The sequence below is a fragment of the Pantoea sp. X-Soil-TKNS-1211 genome (assembly GCF_059730495.1).
In genome coordinates this window covers 2,927,068-2,946,140 of sequence record NZ_AP035953.1, presented here as the reverse complement: position 1 = coordinate 2,946,140, position 19,073 = coordinate 2,927,068, and the positions used below count along the sequence as shown (strand labels likewise).

Genomic DNA, 19,073 nt, shown 5'->3' with positions numbered 1-19,073 from the left:
CACCAGCCCTTATGGGAAAGATTCAGTCTAATCAGCACGCTGCATCTGCGCTACCAGTTTGTTGCAGGCGTTAACCCTGACGGGTGAGAGCCTGCACCGTGGCACGTGCCCCTTCGGCACACAGTTGCTGATAAAGTTGCGTCACCCGTGTCACGAAGCCCGCGTGTTGCAGTAAATCATCGCCGAACACGGCTTGCAGTCCCAGCAAGGCGCGAACGCGTGGTGCGCCCTCATCACTGGTCGCCACAATGCGCGCCAGTTCCTCTTTCAGCGGGTCGCGAATCTCAATCGGCTGGCCGTGTTCATCAATGCCGCTGACATAGCGCATCCAGCCTGCCACCCCCAATAGCAAAAAGTCACAGTCGGAGCCATTACGCAGATGCCAGCGCACACTATCCAGCATGCGCTGCGGCAGCTTTTGCGTGCCGTCAGTGGCGATCTGATACGTACGATGCTTGATGGCGCGGTTTTCGTAACGGGCGATCAACGAATCGGCATAGGCAGCCAGATCAACCCCTGTGGTACGCAGCGTCGGTGCCTGATCCTGCATCATCAGTGCGCGGGCGGCGCGGCGGTAATGGGCATCCGCCATGCAATCGCTGATATGTTCATAGCCCGCCAGATAACCGAGGTAAGCGAGGAAAGAGTGGCTGCCATTCAGCATACGCAACTTCATCTCTTCGAACGGTAGCACATCTCGCACCAGCTCAGCCCCGGCGTTTTCCCATGCCGGGCGGCCACTGACAAAGTTATCCTCGATCACCCACTGGAAAAAGGGTTCGGCTTCCACCGCCACCGGATCCTGACTGCCCAGCCGAGCCGCCAACGTAGCAAAGGCCTCATCGGTCATCGCCGGGACGATACGGTCCACCATGGTGGAAGGGAAGGTGATATGGCCCTTGATCCACTCCGCCAGTTCAGCGCTGTGCCGCTCCGCCAGCTGGACGATCACGTTGCGTGTCACATGGCCATTCTCTGGCATGTTGTCGCAGGACATCACGCTAAAGGGCGGCAGATGGCGTTCGCGACGGCGAATAATTGCGGCCAGAATCAGGCCGGGTAAAGAGTGCGGATCCTGCGGATGTGCCAGGTCGTGCACGATATCGGGATGATCCGGGTTGAGATTACCGCTGGCGGGCAGGTGGCAGTAGCCTTTTTCGGTGACGGTCATTGAGACAATCGCCACATCTGGCTGACTCATCGCTTCAATGACCGCGTCAATCCCGTCCCCTTTACCGTGCAGCGCGGCAGTCACCACACCAATCACTCGTGTGTGCAGGCTATCGTCAGCCATTTCAGTCAGGGTGTAGAGCAAATCCTGTTGGCGCAGTGCCTGAATCAGCGCGCCGCTGTTGAGGTTCACCTCGCAATAGCCCCAGTCGCTGCCCTGATCCGCCAGCTTGTCAGTCGCCAGTGCCTGATGAGCACGATGAAAGGCACCAAAGCCGATGTGGACCATGCGGGTTTTCAACTGGCTGCGATCATATTTTGGTCGCTGTACCTCGGCGGGAAGCCTGCCAATCTCTAACATAATTATTCCTTTTAGCAAACAGGGTGGGGAGCCACCCCGTAATGGTCAATTTTTAGGCAGAGACCGGTTTGTTACTGGTTTTTGGGCTGCGGATAACAAACATTACCAGCAACGCGCCAACACCGGCGACAATGCCTGCCAGAATGAAGGCGCTATCAAACTTGCCAGTATGCTGGACGATAAAACCAGTGACGATGGGGCCGATGATGCCCGACAGGCTACCCACCAGATGAATAAAGCCGCTGATGCTGCCGACACGGCTTTTGTGCACCACATCCTGAATAATCGCCCAGTAAATTGCGCCGGTGATGTAGAGGAAGAAGATAGAGATCGACATCATGATCACCGCTGAATTCACCTCTTTTATCGTACCGGCTAGCGCGACACAAATTGCCGCTGCCAGCAGTGAGACCACCAGCACAATTTTACGCGACAACAGTAACTTACCGGTAATATTGAAGATCTTATCGGAGATCCAACCCCCTAACGCCAGGCCGACGAAACCGACAATCCACGGGATCATGGTGGTGATACTCATGGCTTTAATATCCAGACCATGCGCCTGCACCAGATAAGCCGGGAACCAGCTCAGGAAGAAGAACAGGATGTAGTTGTAGCAGAAGAAAGCGAAGGCGGTGACCAGGATGATCGGTTGACGCAGGTAGTAACCCATACCGTGGGCGGCACCGGACAGATCGGTTTCTTCTCTGGGCTGCTCCGCTTTCAGTTGTTCCACCAGCGCGCGTTCTTCAGGTGATACGCGTTTGCTTTTCGCCGGGTTGTCAGCGGCAAAGAAGAACCAGATTGCCATCCACACCAGGCCAATCAGGCAAATTGCCACGAAAGCGGGACGCCAGCCGAATGACAGCGCCAGATAACCGACAATCGGACCGGCGACTGCGCCACCCAGTGGCGAACCGGCACTCAGCAGGCCCATAGCGGTGGCAGCCTGTTTTTTCGGGAACCAGCCGTTGATGGCTTTGTTGGCCGAGGCGCAGATCGGGCCTTCAGCCATACCGAACAGCACGCGCAGAATCATCATCGACCAGAAGCCAGTGGCGAGCGCCGTCATGCCACAGAACAGCGACCACATGCCGACGGCAGTGCCGAGCACGATGGTCGGGCCAAATTTATCGGTGGCGAGACCACCAATAAAGTTAAACAGCGCATAGCCGAAGAAGAAGCTGCCGAAAATCATGCCGAACTGTTCAGCATTGATCATCAGATCTTTTTCCACCAGCGGTACGGTCAGGGACAGGGCAATACGATCGAGGTAGTTGATCATATAAACCAGAAATAACAGCAGTACGAGGGTCCAGCGCAGATTCTTTAACATAGAAACTCCGACATCTTACTTTATTGTATTGTTGCCGGCGGGTACGCACCGGCACGAGGACACCTGGTGTGAAGGTTAACTCAACCCATGTGCAGAATGACTTTGCAGCAGGTGCGTGGGTCTTTTTCGAACAACGTCATGGCTCGCTCAATCTCCACCAGCGGGAAGTAGTGCGTCACCAACTTCTCTGGCTGGATCTGGCCTCTCTCCATCCACTCAATCACCTGCGGGAAACGGTTGCTGTTCAGACGCGAGGTGAACAGCGACAGCTCTTTACTGGTCAGGCTTTGCTGCGTGATGCTGCACGGTTCGCCGGAGAAACCCAGCAAGCCGATGCGCGCGGCTGGCGAGGCGAGGGCGGCCGCTTCTGCCAAAATGCTGGGATGGCAGGCGGCATCGATGATCAGTGTTGGCTGTACGCCTTCCAGCTGCGCAGCCAGTGGGATCTCGCTGTTGTTGAATACCTGGTCGGCACCATTTTGTTGTGCCAGCAGCAGTCGTTCCGGCAGACGATCAACCACCAACACGTGTTCAACGCCATAGACGCCTTTCAGCACCTGAATCGCGGTCAGGCCCATCGGACCGGCACCGTATATCAGCGCCACATCCTGTGGTTGTGGTTTAAGGAACGCGGTGATGTTGGCGGCGATGGTGAAGGGTTCAACCATGCTGGCGAACTTATCGGGAATCGTGTCAGGCAGACGGAAGGCGTTTTTCGCCGGGGCGACAGCGAACTCGCTGAAACCACCATCACGATGAACGCCAATCACCTGAAGCGCTTTGCAAACATTGGGGCGACCAATTGAGCAGGGATAGCAGTGACCGCAACTGACCACCGGATCGACCGCGACGCGTTCACCAATACGCTGTTTATCCACGCCTTCGCCGACGGCATCGATTAAGCCAAAGAATTCGTGGCCGATAACACGGGGATATTTGGCGAAAGGATTGTGGCCGTGCCAGATATGCACATCTGAACCACAGATGCTGGCAAACTGGACTTTCACACGGACTTCACCGGCAGCGGGTTGCGATAAGGGACGATCTGCCAACACCAACTCACCCGGTTGTTCAATCACCACACTTTTCATCATAGCTCCTTGCTCTCTGACGCTGTTCGCGCTCGAGAGGCCTTAATCGGGAAATCAATGATGAAAAAATACGCTTGCAAATACTACCATACAAGTCGACGTTACGGAGTTGTGAACAAGGTCACAGGTCGGGAAAGGATGGATCGAGGTGTAGCGGCGCGATTTATCGCGCCGCTTGTATGTTTGGAGGGTCAGATTATGATTTCCCTGAAATCAGTTCTGATAACCGGGAAGCCGTGCGCCGCTGGAAGCAGCTTTTACAGTGACTTCGTACGTAGAGTGGCTCCCGCCTCCTTGTTCAGGCCGAAGAGTACCAGGAAGCTTTCTCTCGCGAGACTGACTTCGCATTACAAGGCAGGCTGAACAATCTCAGATGACGAGGTCGGGAACCGGTTAACAGTTTACGCTATTTTGCCTTCCGGAGGCCACATGACCTGTTTTGCCGGGATCGATATTTCTGCCAGAACCTTTACCTTTGCCGTACGCGTTAACGGTAAAACAACGCTGGTTTCTGAGCTTAATCAGACACCTGAGGACTATCAGGCTTTTGCGAAAAAGCTGATATCGCTGTCCCCCGAACGCATCGTTATGGAAGCAACCGGTGTCTACCATTTTGACCTTGCGGTGGCTCTTGTCCGTGCCGGGCTGCCCGTCTGCGTCATTAATCCCGCCAGTTATCACCACTATGCCGCCATGCGCCTGAACGCTGCCAAAACTGACGCCCGTGATGCGGTACTGCTGGCTGAATATGGAGAAAGCATGAGGCCTGCACTCTGGCAGGCTCCGGATGATGACTGCATGGCGTTGCGCGATATCGCCCGCATGATGACGCGAGCCGTTCAGTCCCGGACACGTTCAAAAAACCGTCTTCATGCGCTGGAAACCCGCGCCGGAACTGCCGATGTCCTGCTGGAGCTGGAAGAAGAAGACGTGGAATATTACAGCCGTAAGGTAGAGAAGCTGCACGCGCTGGCGCTGAAAATCATCGCGAAAAATAGCGCCCTGAAAGCGGCGTTCATGTGCCTGTGTTCAGCCAAAGGCGTCGGAGAGACAACGGCCATTACTGTACTGGGCGAGCTGAGCCTGCTGCCCCGGGATATGAAGGCAAATCAGGTAAGCCGTCATGCGGGCCTGCATGTGAGGCAGAGCCAGTCGGGCAGCAGCGTGAACCGTCCGGGACGTCTGGGTAAAGCGGGCAACGGTCATCTGCGTAGGGCGCTGTATATGGCCGCGCTGAGTGCTGCGCAGCATGAACCCCGCGCCGCGATGTTTTATCAGGGGCTGATAAAAAGAGGTAAGAAGAAAATCCAGGCGATATGCGCAGTAATGCGGAAATACCTGACCGGCTTATGGAGCTGTATAAAGCACGGTCAGGATTTTGATTCAGCGAGACTTTTTAGTACCAAGCATCGGGAAAGTGTTGATGCTTAACAGAGTATCTACGGGGAAGGGGCCTGGGTTACGCCAGCAGCGGGCACTGTGGCGGCAAACGGCAACTCAATGCGCCCGGCAGTATCTCAATCCGGAACTCGCTGCCGCTTAGCGGTTCGCCGTCCAGGTTAAAGGTCATCTCGTGCGGGGAGCGAATACTCAGCGACTGCAATTTCGCCGAGACGATATTGGGGTTTTCATCATCGCGCGTTAGCGAATGCAGCAAGGTTGGCAGCAGTTCCTGGGCGGTCACGATACTCAGATTGAGCTGCCCATCGTTGATCAGCGCATCCGGGCACAACTTCTGGCCGCCACCCGCTTGTCGTCCGTTACCAATGCCAATCACCAGCGCATCGCCCTGCCAGTCAAAACCCGGTCCGTTGATTTCACAGCGGTCCGGTTTGAGCGCATCAACGCGCATCAGGCCATGAATAAAATAAGAGACGCCACCCAGCGCTGATTTGAGTTTTTCCGGGGTCTCGGTGGTGATACGGGTGCCAAAACCCCCGGTCGCCATATTGATAAAGTAGCGATCGCCATTAACACGCGCCAGGTCAATGGCTGTCGCCTTGCCCAGCACTGCGAGGCGCAATGCCGGTTCCATCTCCAGCGGAATGCCTGCGCTGGTGGCAAAATCATTCGCGGTACCCAGAGGTAAAATACCCAGTGCCGGACGTTGGGCTGCGGGTAACGCTGCCAGCGCAGTAGCAATTTCATTGATGGTGCCATCGCCACCACCGGCCACCACCGTCTCCGCTTGCAAGCTGACGGCCTCCTGCACATAGCGGTCGCCATCACCTTTTTCCCAGGTGACACGGACTGCCAGATTAACGCCTTCGCCACGGAGCTTATTTACCGCGGTGCGTAACTCTTCGTTTCCGGCACCTTTACCATTGAGGATCAATAACGTGAGCGATGGATTTTGCATAATCTGTTCCTTGACGCATTCCAGAGAAAATTGGTTATAGCATAGCTGGGACAGGAACTTTATCGGTGCGGGGATGAAAAAAAGAAAACCCGCACGGGGGAGCCGGGCGGGTGAATGAGGTGGTTCCTGGTACTACCTGCTGATTATTGTTACTCGTTAGCAGCGAAAGCGAGTTTACGCCAGGGCGAAACGGCGGTCTGTGATCCTGTTCTAATTTCGCCCATTTCTTTTCATTAAGTGCGGTCGTTGCCGTGCGGGTCGCGCGTGCTGTTACCGTCGGTGAAATTACGCAGCAGCAGGGCGAAAGCAACGTCGACATGCTCCGGCACCGGCAACCACACGCGATGACCATCACCGGGTGCTATCTCGACCGCGCTGCCTTTGTCATTCTGCATCGCTTCCAGACGACAATTCAGATTACCGTTGGGCGTCATGATCTCCAACTGATCACCCAGCAGGAATTTATTTTTCACCGCCACCTGCGCCCATTCGCCACGGCGTTCACCGGTAAATTCACCGACGAACTGCTGGCGTTCGGACACTGAATAGCCTTGCTGGTAATTCTGGTAGCTGTCATGAGTATGACGACGCAGAAAACCTTCGGTGTAGCCACGATGCGCCAGGCCTTCCAGCGTTTCCAGCAACAAGGGATCGAAAGGTTTACCTGCGGCGGCATCATCAATCGCCCGGCGATATACCTGGGCGGTCCGCGCACAATAATAAAATGATTTGGTACGTCCCTCGATCTTCAGCGAATGTACGCCCATCTGGCTCAAACGTTCGACATGTGCCACGGCGCGCAGATCTTTTGAGTTCATGATATAGGTGCCGTGTTCATCTTCGAAGGCGCTCATGGTCTCGCCCGGTTTCATTTTTTCTTCCAGCAGAAAAACGCGATCCGTGGGGGTGCCGAGTCCCAGCGTGGGCGTAGTGTCCTGCACGGCAACCGGCTGGTGGAAACCGACGATATTGCCGACCTCATCCTGCTGGCCCTCTACCACATTGTATTCCCAGCGGCAGGCGTTGGTGCAGGTGCCCTGATTGGGGTCGCGTTTGTTCAGATAGCCGGAAAGCAGGCAACGGCCGGAATAGGCCATACAGAGCGCACCGTGTACGAAGATCTCGATCTCCATTTCCGGCACCTGCTGACGGATTTCAGCGATCTCCTCCAGTGACAGTTCGCGCGAGAGAATCACGCGCGTTAACCCCATCTGTTGCCAGAACTTCACGGTCGCCCAGTTGACTGCGTTGGCCTGCACCGAGAGATGAATCGGCATGGCCGGAAAAGCCTCGCGCACCAGCATAATCAGACCGGGATCGGACATGATCAACGCATCCGGCTGCATCGCGACCACGGGCGTCAGATCACGGATAAAGGTCTTTAGTTTGGCGTTATGCGGCGCGATATTCACCACCACATAGAATTTTTTACCCAGCCGGTGGGCTTCATTGATGCCTTTGGCGAGGTTTTCATGGGTGAATTCGTTATTACGCACGCGTAGGCTGTAGCGCGGTTGCCCGGCATACACCGCATCGGCACCATAGGCAAAGGCATAACGCATATTCTTCAGCGTTCCCGCTGGAGAAAGCAGTTCAGGTTTAAACATGGGATCTCACTGATGTCAGGTCAGCATGCCATCGACGATGGCAGGTGCAGAGGCCGTATCAGACGGCCCTGCAAAAGGTGGGGAATTTTAGGCAGCCCCACCCACGAGTAAATTGACCTGGATCAAGGTAAGGCGTCGTCCGCTACAGAATGCGGCACACATCAGCCTCCCAGCGATAGCCCATCCCATACACCGCGCGGATAAACGGTTGTTCAGCGTCGAGGTTTTCCAGTTTACGGCGTAAATTTTTGATGTGGCTGTCGATGGTGCGATCCGTCACCACGCGATAGTCGTCGTACAGATGGTTGAGCAACTGTTCACGCGAAAAAACCTTGCCGGGCTCCAACGCCAGGGTTTTCAACAACCGAAACTCAGCCGGGGTGAGTTCCAGCTGCTGTTCACGCCAGCTGGCCTGGAAGCGGCCTTCGTCAATCAGCAAATGCGAGGCTTGCTGAGCCTCTTCCGGCGTGCGTTTGACACGGCGCAGAATGGTTTTCACCCGTGCCACCACTTCGCGTGGGCTGAAGGGTTTACAGATATAGTCGTCAGCACCGATCTCAAGGCCAAGCAGACGATCAATCTCTTCGGTGCGCGCCGTCACCATGATGATCGGGAGATCGGAGAAGCGCCGAATTTCGCGACACAGGGTTAAGCCGTCGCGACCCGGTAACATTAAATCCAGCAGCATCAAATCCGGCGGCGTTTGCTGCACATAGCTCAGCACGTCGCTGCCGTCGCCAATGTGATGGGTGCGATAGTTGGACGCTTGCAGATAATCAATCATCAGCTGCGCCAGTTTCGGCTCGTCTTCAACAACAAGGATTAAAGGGTCGTGCTTTTCCATGCTCATAGGCTGTGCTTAATGGGGAACATAAGGCAAGTTTAGCGTGATTTGCAGACCACCTAAATCAGAGAGATCTGCACTAATGCTGCCACCATGCGCTTCCGCAATATTTTTGCAGATCGCCAGACCGAGGCCCGAACCGCCGCTGGCGCGGTTACGCGAACTTTCAGCGCGGAAGAAGCGCTCAAACAGGCGAGCCTGATGGGCCGGATCGACACCGGGGGCGCTGTCGGCAAAACAGAGTTGCCAGCTGTCGCCGAGGTTTTTCATGGTCAGGCGCACCTGACCACCGGCATCGGTATAACGCAGGCTGTTTTCCAGCAAATTGGTGAACAGCTGCATCAGTCGATCCGGATCGCCGAAACTCGGCGCTTCAGCTGGCAATGTCAGTTGCAGGGTCAACTGACGGCTACGATAGCGCTCGCCAAAGCTACCCGCCGCCACCTCCAGCAGATGACCCAAATCCACCGCCTGTTTGCGGTAAGCGAGGGCTCCGGCATCGGACAGGGACAGCTGATGCAGATCGTCCACCAGTTTGGTCAGCACCACCACTTCACTTTGTAGCGAGGTGATGGCTTCCGGTGTCAATTTGCGTACGCCATCCTGCATGGCCTCCAGCTCACCACGCAAAATCGCCAGCGGCGTGCGCAGTTCATGGGAGATATCTGCCATAAAGGCACGGCGATTGCTCTCGTTTTTTTCCAGTGAGCTGGCGAGCTGATTAAAGTCACGCGCCAGCTGCCCGAGTTCGTCACTGCTGCCCACCTCAACCCGTGTAGCGAAATCGCCCGCCGCCAGATGGTGAGTACCGTCCACCAGGCGTTTCACCGGGGCCAATAAACCCCGCGCCATCAGCCAGGTCGCCAGCGCGGCCATCAGCGCGGTAAACGCCACGATGATCCAGCTGGTGCGGCGTTGTTGCTGGTCAAAATTGATGTCGGTGCTGCGGGTTAAGCGCTCAGCCGGTGAGCCAATCACCCAGCCGACCACTTTGCCATTGCTGGTGGTGATATTGCGCCGTGTGCCTTCGGGTGGCACTGGGGAGCGTGGGCCTGACAGTACCTTGTATTGTTGGTCAATAATCCAGAACTGGGTGCGCCAGCCATGTGGCGGCAGTTGATTTTCACTGCCGGGGTTTTGCTCCAGCGAACGCAGGATGGCGAAAATCAGGCGGTCATTATTGCGCAGGAAATCCCAGTTGCCGTGCTGCTCGTATTGATCGGCCAGCGCATCACTCAACAGGGTCAGCCGTTGCTCGTTACCTTTACGGATGTAATCGACAAAGCCGTGTTCAAAACTCAGCCGCACTCCCCAGTGCATGATGATGATCACCAACATGCAGGTGGAGAAAATCGCCATAAACAGCTTCGGGCCAATGCCGAGTTTCAGCGCTCGCTTCATCCTTCACTCCTTTTGCGTCGCAGATCGACGTTTTTGCTCACATCTTTCGGCACACGCCAGAACACCAGCGCAGGCAGGATAATCACCAGCGCCATGCTGAGGTAAGCGTAAATAAAGGTTTGATGGGTTGCGGCGCTGTTGGCGATGGCACCATGACCGAAAGCCCCCAGCAGCAGACCGGCGATGGTGACACCAATACTGGTGGAGAGCTGCATGATCATCGAGAGCAAACTGTTACCGCTGGAGGCTAACTCATCCGGCAGTTCTTTCAGCGTCAGGGTGTTCATTGATGAGAAGCGAATCGCGTTGACCATTCCCTGAAGCAATAACACCACCGGCAGCAGCCAGGTCCAGCCCAGCAACGCCACCGCCGGGAACAGCAGCACCACCAATGCCAGCGCGCAGGTGCCGCCGACCAGCGCATTGCGATAGCCAAACATATTCACGATCCGCACCACGACACGTTTGATCCCCATATTGCCCAGCACCATCGGGATCATCATCAGACCCGCATGGAACGGGCTGAAGCCGAGGCCCACCTGCAAAAAAATCGGTGTCATAAACGGCAGCATGCCGCTGCCGATACGGCCGGTAAAACTGCCGAGCAGGCCAATGGAGTAGATACGGTTATCAAATAATTTCAGACTAAACAACGCATTGTCGTTGTGACGACCGTGCATCAAATAAAACAACAGGGAAAAGACGCCAATCAGAATCAGCATGCCGAGCAGCAGCGCGGAGCCATCGGTGCTGCGCTGCCCATCGAGCGCCAGCGTCAGGGTTGCCATGCCCACGGCGAGTAAACCGAAGCCGAGAAAATCGAAGCGCCGGGTTTGCATGGTGTAGTTGGGCATGATCGCCAGGGTCGCAATGGCACCCACAATGCCGACCGGGATATTGATCAGAAAGATCCAGTGCCAGCTGGCGTACTGCACCAGGATACCACCCAAAGCCGGACCGAGCAGCGGACCGACCTGGCCGGGCAGGGTAACAAACGTCATCGCCGACATATATTGCTCACGCGGCACGATTTTCATCACCGTTAAGCGCCCAACGGGCACCATCATCGCGCCGCCCACGCCCTGAATCACGCGCGCCAGCACCAGCTGATCCAGCGTGCTGGAGAAGGCGCAGAACACCGAACCGATGCTGAACAACACGATGGCGGTGAAGAAGATATTACGCACGCCAAAACGGTCTGCCAGCCAGCCGCTCAGTGGCAGGGTGACAGCCACCGTCAGGACGTAGGAGACAATCACCGAATGCATATGCAGTGGGCTAACGCCGAGGTCACGTGCCATGGAGGGAATGGCGGTATTGACGATGGTGGTATCCAGCGACTGCATAAAAAAGCCAAAAGCGACAATCCACAGTTGCCAGCGAACGGTCGCGTTCTGAGTGGTCATGGTCTCTTCATCCCGTTAATTCTCCTGAATATTGATCAGCGCCGGGCCGCTTCCTGCGTCGCAGCTTATCCATCATCAGATACACCACTGGCGTGGTATACAGCGTCAGCAGTTGGCTCATCACCAGGCCGCCAGCAATGGTAATACCGAGCGGCTGGCGTAGTTCCGCGCCGTCACCGCTGGTCAGCACCAGCGGCAGTGCGCCAAACAGCGCGGCCAGCGTGGTCATCAGAATCGGGCGAAAACGCAGCTGGCACGCCTGGAATATCGCTTCACGTGCCGTCAGGTTGCCGTTCCGTTCCGCCTCCAGCGCAAAGTCGACCATCATAATTGCGTTCTTCTTCACGATGCCAATCAGCAGCAGAATGCCGATCAGCGCAATCAGGCTGAACGGCGTGTTAAACAGCTCCAGCGCCAGCAGCGCCCCGACACCAGCGGAGGGCAGGGTAGAGAGAATAGTCAGCGGATGGACGTAGCTCTCATACAACATCCCCAGCACGATATACACCGCCGCAATCGCCGCCAGGATCAGGTACAGCTGGCTGGATTGCGATTGCTGGAACACCTGCGCCGTACCAGCAAAACTGCCGCGCACGCTGGTTGGTACGCCCAGTGCCGTCATGGTGCGGTCAATGGCATCGGATGCCTGCGACAAGGATACTCCTTCTGGCAGGTTAAAAGAGATAGTCGAAGCGGCAGATAAGCCCTGATGGTTAACAGACAGTGGCGCATTGGCCGGTTGCCAGCGGGCAAACCAGCTGAGCGGGATGGCTTTTCCATCGCTGTTGATGACAAACATTTGTTCCAGCGCGCTGATGTCCTGGGTGTAGCGCGGTTCCACTTCCATCACCACTTTGTATTGGTTCAGCGGCTGATAAATGGTCGAAATCTGCCGTTGCCCAAAGGCGTTATTCAGCAAGGCGTTCGCAGCGGAAACATCAATTCCCAGCCGCGCCATGCTTTCGCGGTCGTAGGTCAGCGCCATTTCGCTGCCGTTATCCTGTTGGTCGGAGTTTACGTCGGCCAGCTCTGGCAGGGCAGCAAACGCCTTGCGGATCTGCGGCTCCCAGCTGCGCAGATCCGCAAGGTTATCGGACAGCAGGCTGTACTGGTAGCTGGCGTTTGACTCGCGTCCGCCAATGCGGATGTCCTGCACCGCGTTGAGATACAGATTGGCGCCTGGCTCCTTCGCCAGCTTGGTGCGCAGGCGGGCAATCACCTGTTGGGCGTTCTCGCTGCGCTCGGAAAGCGGTTTGAGGGAGATAAACATCGAGCCGCTGTTGGTGCGCGAGCCTCCAGTGAAACCGGTGACGTTATCCACCGCCGGGTCAGCCTTGATGATGTTCATAAAGTCCTGCAATTTCCCACGCATCGCCTGGAAGGAGACGCTCTGGTCGGCAGAGATAAAGCCGGTCAGGCGTCCGGTATCCTGCTCCGGCATGAAGGTTTTGGGGATCGAGATAAACAGCCAGATGGTCAGCCCGACCGTTGCCAGCAACACCAGCAAGACCCAGCGTGCATGATCCAACACCCAGCCAAGTGAGCGACCATAGCCATGCTGCACCGCCATCAACAGGCGTCCGGCACCGCGCAGGCGCGGTTGCGCGCGTGGTGCGTGCGGTTTCAACAGGTATGCGCACATCATCGGCGTCAGGGTGATGGAGACGAACAGCGAAATCAGGATCGCCACCGAGAGCGTAATGGCGAACTCGGAGAAGAAGCGGCCAATGATGCCACCGAGCATCAGCAGCGGCAGGAACACCGCGATCAGCGACAGGCTCATCGACAACACGGTAAAGCCGACTTCCCGTACTCCCTGCAACGCCGCCTGCAATGGTTTCATCCCAGCTTCAACGTGGCGAGCGATATTCTCCAGCACCACGATGGCATCATCCACCACGAAACCGGTGGCAATGGTCAGCGCCATCAATGACAGGTTATTCAGACTAAAGCCGCACAGATACATGGCGGCGAAGGTGCCAATCAGCGATACCGGTACGGCGGCGGCAGGGATCAGAGTGGCACGCCCGTCGCGCAGGAAGAAAAACACCACCAGAATCACCAACGCCACGGCGATGATCAGCGACTGCTCCACTTCCTGCAAAGAAGCGCGGATGGTGGGTGAGCGATCCTGCGCCACTTGCAGATCAATGGCGGCGGGAATGACATCATGGAGTTCCGGCAACTCCGCGCGAATGCGATCAACCGTGTCAATCACATTGGCCTCCGGGGATTTGCGGATCACCAGCAGCACCGCCGGTTTGCCGTTAGTCATCCCGGCGTTGCGCACATCCTGCACTGAATCCTGCACGCTCGCCACATCGCGCAACCGTACCGCCGCACCGTTGTTGTAATGCACTACCAGCGGCTGATAATCGCTGGCGGTTTGCAGTTCATCGTTGGTGCGCAGCTGCCAGCGTTGCTGCTGATCATCAATTGCGCCTTGTGGGCGGCGTTGGTTGGCGTTGGCAATCGCCGTGCGCACCGCGTCCAATGACACGCCCTGATTAAACAATGCCTGTGGATTCAGCTCGACGCGTACTGCGGGGAGCGAGCTTCCGCCCACCGTGACATCGCCGACCCCTTCAATCTGCGACAGTTTCTGCGCCAGCTGCGTTGATGCGTAATCATACAGCTGACCGGGATTATAAATATCCGAGGTTAGCGTCAGGATCATAATCGGCGCATCGGAGGGGTTGGCTTTACGGTATGTCGGACGACTTGGCATCCCGGTGGGCAACAGGCTTTGCGCGGCGTTGATTGCCGCCTGCACATCACGTGCGGCACCGTTGATGTCGCGATTAAAATCAAACACCAGGATAATACGCGTGCTGCCCAGCGAGCTGGTGGAGGTCATCTCACTCACCCCGGCGATGCGTCCGAGTGAGCGCTCGAGTGGGGTGGCAACCGATGAGGCCATGGTTTCCGGTGAGGCGCCTGGCAGCGACGCGGAGATAACGATCACCGGAAAATCGACCTGCGGCAGGGGAGCGACCGGCAGCAGGCGAAAACCGAGAATGCCCGCCAGCGCAATCGCCAGCGTCAGCAGCGTGGTGGCGACCGGTCGGTGGATGAACAGAGCAAAGAACTTCACGGCTGCGCCTCCGAACGGCGGAAGCGGCGGCGGGTGATCTGTGCCAGACGGTCAAACAACAGGTAAATGACCGGGGTGGTAAACAATGTCAGGATCTGACTGAGGATCAGGCCGCCAGCCATGGCAATCCCCAGCGGACGGCGTAACTCCGCTCCTGCGCCGGTGCTCAGCATCAGCGGCAGCGCGCCCAGCAGCGCCGCCAGCGTGGTCATCAGAATCGGGCGGAAACGCAGCAGACAGGCTTGATAAATCGCTTCACGTGGGGCCATGCCCTGTTCACGTTCCGCTGCCAGCGCAAAGTCGATCATCATGATGGCGTTTTTCTTCACGATACCGATCAACAAAATGATGCCGATGATCGAGACAATGTCCAACTCGTTGCCGCTGATCATCAGGGCCAGCAGCGCACCCACCCCGGCGGTGGGCAGTGTTGAGAGGATAGTGACCGGATGAATAAAGCTTTCATACAACACGCCCAGCACGATATACATCGCCACCACGGCGGCAATGATCAGCCATACCGTGCTGGTGAGCGCGGCTTCAAACGCCAGCGTGCTGCCCTGGAACTGGGTCATCATCTCGGCAGGCATCCCCACCTGATCTTCGGCTGCACTGACGGCTTTTACCGCATCGCCCAGTGAATAACCGTCGGCCACGTTAAACGAGAAAGTTGCCGAGGGGAACTGATCGAGATGGTTGATGCTCAGCGCCGCATGTCGTTCTTCCACTTTAGCAATCGCGCTCAGCGGCACGCTGCCGCCGTCGGTGCTGGTCAGGCGAATGCCGTCAAGGCTGGCAAGACCTGGTGTGGCCTCGTTATTTTGTCCCAGTACCACGCGATACTGATTGGCCTGGGTGTAAATGGTGGAGATCAGACGCTGGCCGAAGGCGTTGTACAGCGCGTTATCGACATCCGCCATGGTGATACCCAGACGGCTGGCGCTGTCGCGATCGACGCGGATAAAGGCTTCCAACCCCTGGTCCTGCCAGTCGCTGCTGACATCACGCAGTTCCGGCAGGGTATTTAGCTGGTTAAGCAGCGCGGGCACCCAGGTGCTCAGCGAGTCGAGCGAACCGGATTGCAGCGTGAACTGATAAGGGGTACGGCTGGCCTGGGTATCGATGGTGAGATCCTGTACCGCTTGCAGCCACAGCGAGACGCCCGGTACGCTGGCGACCGCGTCCTGTAAGCGTTTCTGTACCGCCGGAATACGATCATCACGTTCTGCCAGCGGTTTGAGGTTGATTTGTAACCGTGCGCTGTTCAGGGCGGCATTGGTGCCATCGACCCCGACAAACGAGGTCAGACTCTGCACCGCCGGATCTTTCATGATGATGGAAGCCACATCACGGGTACGCTGCGCCATACTGGCATAGGAAACGGATTGTGGCGCCTGTAACGTGCCCTGAATGATGCCGTTGTCTTGCTGCGGAAAGAACCCTTTGGGGATAACGATCCACAACAGGACGGTAAGCAGCAGGGTGCCTAATGCGACGGATAGTGTTAACCACGGGTGTTTGAGCACCCGCGTCAGCCAGCGGCCATAACCCGCAACTACCCGGTCAAACATCGCTTCACTGGCGCGTGAAAAGCGGTTCTGTTTGCGCAGTGACTCCGCGCTGAGCATGCGCGCGCACATCATTGGCGTCAGCGTCAGTGATACCACGGCAGAGATCAGGATCGCGACCGCCAGGGTGACAGCAAACTCGCGGAACAGACGGCCAATCACATCGCCCATAAACAGCAACGGGATCAGCACGGCAATCAGGGAGAAGGTGAGGGAGATAATGGTGAAACCGATTTCACCGGCCCCTTTTAGCGCTGCCGTGAGCGGTTTCTCCCCCTTTTCCAGATAACGGGAGATGTTTTCGATCACTACGATGGCGTCATCGACCACGAAGCCGGTGGCGATGGTCAGCGCCATTAACGTCAGGTTGTTGATCGAGAAACCGAGGAAATACATTGCCGCAAAGGTGCCCACCAGCGACAAGGGAACCGCCACCGCCGGAATAATGGTGGCCGGGACATTGCGCAGAAACAGATAGATGATCATCACCACCAGGCCAATCGCCAGCATCAGTTCGTGCTGAGTATCGGCTACTGAGGCGCGGATATTGGTGGTGCGATCGGTGAGCATTTTGACTTCAACCGATTTGGGCAGCGCGGCGGTCAGCGACGGCAGCAGCGCCCGAATGTTGTCGGCGGTGGCGATGATGTTGGCGCCTGGCTGTCGTTGCACGTTAAGCACAATGGCCGCCTGACGGTTGGCCCAGGCCCCGAGCCAGCTATTTTCAGCACCCTGTTCGATGGTGGCGACATCACCTAAACGTACCGGTGCACCGTTGTTATAACTGATGATCAGTTGGCGATAATCCTCGGCAGAGGTCATCTGATCGTTGGCCGACAGGGTGATCGAGCGGGTCGGACCGTCAAGACTACCTTTCGCCGAATTGACGTTAGCGTTGCTGATGGCGGTGCGTACCGTTTCGCTGCTTAGCCCTAACGCCGCCAGCGCCTGGGCGTTCATCTGCACGCGCACGGCGGGGCGTTGTCCACCGGAGAGGGTAACCAAACCCACGCCGCTGACCTGGGAAATCTTCTGCGCCACGCGGGTTTCCACCATGTCCTGTACCTGAGTCAGCGGCATGCTGGTGGTGGTGACGGCGAGGGTCATGATCGGTGGATCGGCCGGGTTAACTTTGCTGTAGACCGGAGGATTGGGCAGATCGCTCGGCAAAAGATTGGTGGCGGAGTTGATTGCGGCCTGCACTTCCTGCTCGGCGACATCAAGCGACAGCGTCAGCTGGAATTGCAGCGTAATCACCGAAGCGCCGCCGGAACTTTGCGAAGCCATCTGCTTCAGCCCGGACATTTGGCCGAACTGGCGTTCAAGCGGTGCGGTGATTGAGGAAGTCACCACATCCGGGCTGGCGCCAGGGTAAAGGGTGACAACCTGAATCGTTGGATAATCCACTTCCGGCAACGCTGAAACCGGCAGGAAGCGGTAACCGAGGATCCCGGCCAGCAAAATAGCGATCATCAACAGGGTGGTGGCGACCGGGCGCAGAATAAACAGGCGCGACGGTCCGCCGCTGGCGTCAGGAGGCATAACCTGCATTATTGACGATCTCCACGTGCCGGTTGTGTAGCACGACTGCTGTGGGTGGCGGTGCTTTGCGGTGCGACAATCTCAACGGTTGCGCCTTCGGTCAGGCGGTCCAGACCGTCGGTCACGACGCGTTCACCCGCTTCCAGCCCGGCACTGATCACCACTTTCTGGCTATCCTGCAATCCAGCGGTGACGCGCTTTTTGCTGACCTTGTTCTCGCTGTTCACCACCCAGACAAAATGTCCGTCGTTGCTCATTTGCAACGCAGCGGTCGGGATCACCACAGCATCCTGCAAGGTATCGACTTTCAGCCGTGCATTAACAAACTGGTTGGGAAATAGCGAGTCATCTTGGTTGCTGAAGCGCGCTTTTAATTTGATGGTGCCGGTGGTGGCATCGATCTGGTTATCGATACTCAGCAATGAACCGGAGGTGAGCAGGGTGGTGTTGCTGCGATCCCAGGCATCTACCACCAACGGCTGGCCACTTTTCTGCGCCTTGAGGATTTGGCTGATGTTGTTCTCGGCCACGCTGAATACCACATCAATCGGGTGCGTTTGGGTGATCACCACCAGGCCGGTAGTGTCGCCAGAGGTGATGTAGTTGCCGACATCGACCTGCTTCAGGCCTACACGACCGGATATGGGGGCGGTAATCCGGCTGTAGGTCAGGTTCAGTTGTGCGCTGGCGACGTTACCTTCATCCGCTTTGATGGTACCGAGGGTTTCACTCACCAGCGAACGTTGGGTATCCAACTCCTGCTGCGAAACCAGTGAGGTTTTCGCCAGCTTTTCATAACGGGCGAGGTCACGTTTGGCGTTGGCGAGCGTCGCCTGATCTTTTGCCAACTGACCTTGTGCCTGGATCAGTGCGACCTGATAAGGTCGCGGATCGATCTCCGCCAGCAATGCGCCAGCGTCGACCTGTTGCCCTTCATTGAAATGTAGCGCCATTAGCTGACCATCAACCCGGCTGCGCACCGTGACGGTGTTCGCCGCAGTCACGGTGCCTAATCCGCTGAGATAATGGGGCACGCTTTGCAATACGGCGGTGGCAGCTTGTACCGGGGCTAATGGGCGGCGGTTGGCACCATTAGCCCCTCCCGCACCGCGCCCATGATGGCGTTGCCCTTCAGCCTGCGGTTGTTTATTCGGTTCTGCCGGATGTTGCCACCAGTAATAACCGCCCGCCAGTACAGCGACGATCGCCAGAGTAATAAGGCTTTTTTTTAACAATGGACGTCGGGTGTTCATGAAGTTATATGCTCTCCAGCGAATTCGTTTTCCCCAAAATG

12 protein-coding genes are annotated in these 19,073 nt (G+C 56.9%); 1 reads left to right on the top strand and 11 read right to left on the bottom strand.

Going from position 1 to position 19,073, the window contains the following annotated elements; genetic code table 11:
- Positions 1 to 70 precede the first annotated feature (70 nt).
- The 3 genes from AC6I8W_RS13955 to AC6I8W_RS13945 form a co-directional block, all read right to left on the bottom strand.
- On the bottom strand, positions 71 to 1,531 hold the full coding sequence (locus tag AC6I8W_RS13955; RefSeq protein WP_497835498.1) for a mannitol dehydrogenase family protein: 1,461 nt from the start codon (positions 1,529 to 1,531) through the stop codon (positions 71 to 73).
- A 52-nt stretch (positions 1,532 to 1,583) separates the two neighbouring features.
- Positions 1,584 to 2,867 (bottom strand): MFS transporter, encoded by a 1,284-nt coding sequence (locus tag AC6I8W_RS13950; protein ID WP_497835497.1) that lies wholly within the window; start codon positions 2,865 to 2,867, stop codon positions 1,584 to 1,586.
- Between the two features lie 80 nt (positions 2,868 to 2,947).
- On the bottom strand, positions 2,948 to 3,958 hold the full coding sequence (locus tag AC6I8W_RS13945) for a Zn-dependent oxidoreductase (RefSeq protein WP_497838193.1): 1,011 nt from the start codon (positions 3,956 to 3,958) through the stop codon (positions 2,948 to 2,950).
- Between the two features lie 429 nt (positions 3,959 to 4,387).
- On the opposite strand from AC6I8W_RS13945, the gene AC6I8W_RS13940 reads away from it, so the two are divergent.
- On the top strand, positions 4,388 to 5,389 hold the full coding sequence (locus tag AC6I8W_RS13940) for an IS110 family RNA-guided transposase (RefSeq protein ID WP_497835483.1): 1,002 nt from the start codon (positions 4,388 to 4,390) through the stop codon (positions 5,387 to 5,389).
- A gap of 28 nt (positions 5,390 to 5,417) precedes the next feature.
- On the opposite strand, the gene yegS is transcribed toward AC6I8W_RS13940, so the two are convergent.
- From yegS to AC6I8W_RS13900, 8 genes are all read right to left on the bottom strand, one after another.
- Positions 5,418 to 6,317, bottom strand: a complete 900-nt coding sequence (yegS, locus tag AC6I8W_RS13935; protein WP_497835496.1) for a lipid kinase YegS — start codon at positions 6,315 to 6,317, stop codon at positions 5,418 to 5,420.
- 233 nt (positions 6,318 to 6,550) lie between these two features.
- Positions 6,551 to 7,924 carry a prephenate-dependent tRNA uridine(34) hydroxylase TrhP gene (gene trhP, locus AC6I8W_RS13930; protein ID WP_497835495.1) on the bottom strand — a complete coding sequence of 458 codons (1,374 nt, stop codon included), beginning with the start codon at positions 7,922 to 7,924 and terminating at the stop codon, positions 6,551 to 6,553.
- 142 nt (positions 7,925 to 8,066) lie between these two features.
- The gene (baeR, locus tag AC6I8W_RS13925; protein WP_497835494.1) at positions 8,067 to 8,774 is read right to left on the bottom strand and encodes an envelope stress response regulator BaeR; all 708 of its coding nucleotides are present in this window, start codon (positions 8,772 to 8,774) and stop codon (positions 8,067 to 8,069) included.
- 9 nt (positions 8,775 to 8,783) lie between these two features.
- The gene (gene baeS / locus AC6I8W_RS13920; protein ID WP_497835493.1) at positions 8,784 to 10,169 is read right to left on the bottom strand and encodes an envelope stress sensor histidine kinase BaeS; all 1,386 of its coding nucleotides are present in this window, start codon (positions 10,167 to 10,169) and stop codon (positions 8,784 to 8,786) included.
- Entirely contained in the window at positions 10,166 to 11,575 is a 1,410-nt protein-coding gene (locus AC6I8W_RS13915) for an MFS transporter (RefSeq protein ID WP_497835492.1), read from the bottom strand. Before AC6I8W_RS13915 ends, baeS begins: the two co-directional genes overlap by 4 nt.
- Before the next feature lie 7 nt (positions 11,576 to 11,582).
- A complete protein-coding gene (gene mdtC, locus AC6I8W_RS13910; protein WP_497835491.1) occupies positions 11,583 to 14,669 on the bottom strand; it encodes a multidrug efflux RND transporter permease subunit MdtC in 3,087 nt (1,028 codons plus the stop codon).
- On the bottom strand, positions 14,666 to 17,788 hold the full coding sequence (locus tag AC6I8W_RS13905; RefSeq protein WP_497835490.1) for an MdtB/MuxB family multidrug efflux RND transporter permease subunit: 3,123 nt from the start codon (positions 17,786 to 17,788) through the stop codon (positions 14,666 to 14,668). The genes mdtC and AC6I8W_RS13905 overlap by 4 nt, the downstream gene beginning before the upstream one ends.
- Positions 17,788 to 19,032, bottom strand: coding sequence for an MdtA/MuxA family multidrug efflux RND transporter periplasmic adaptor subunit (locus AC6I8W_RS13900; RefSeq protein WP_497835489.1), 1,245 nt, complete (start codon positions 19,030 to 19,032; stop codon positions 17,788 to 17,790). Before AC6I8W_RS13900 ends, AC6I8W_RS13905 begins: the two co-directional genes overlap by 1 nt.
- Positions 19,033 to 19,073 lie beyond the last annotated feature (41 nt).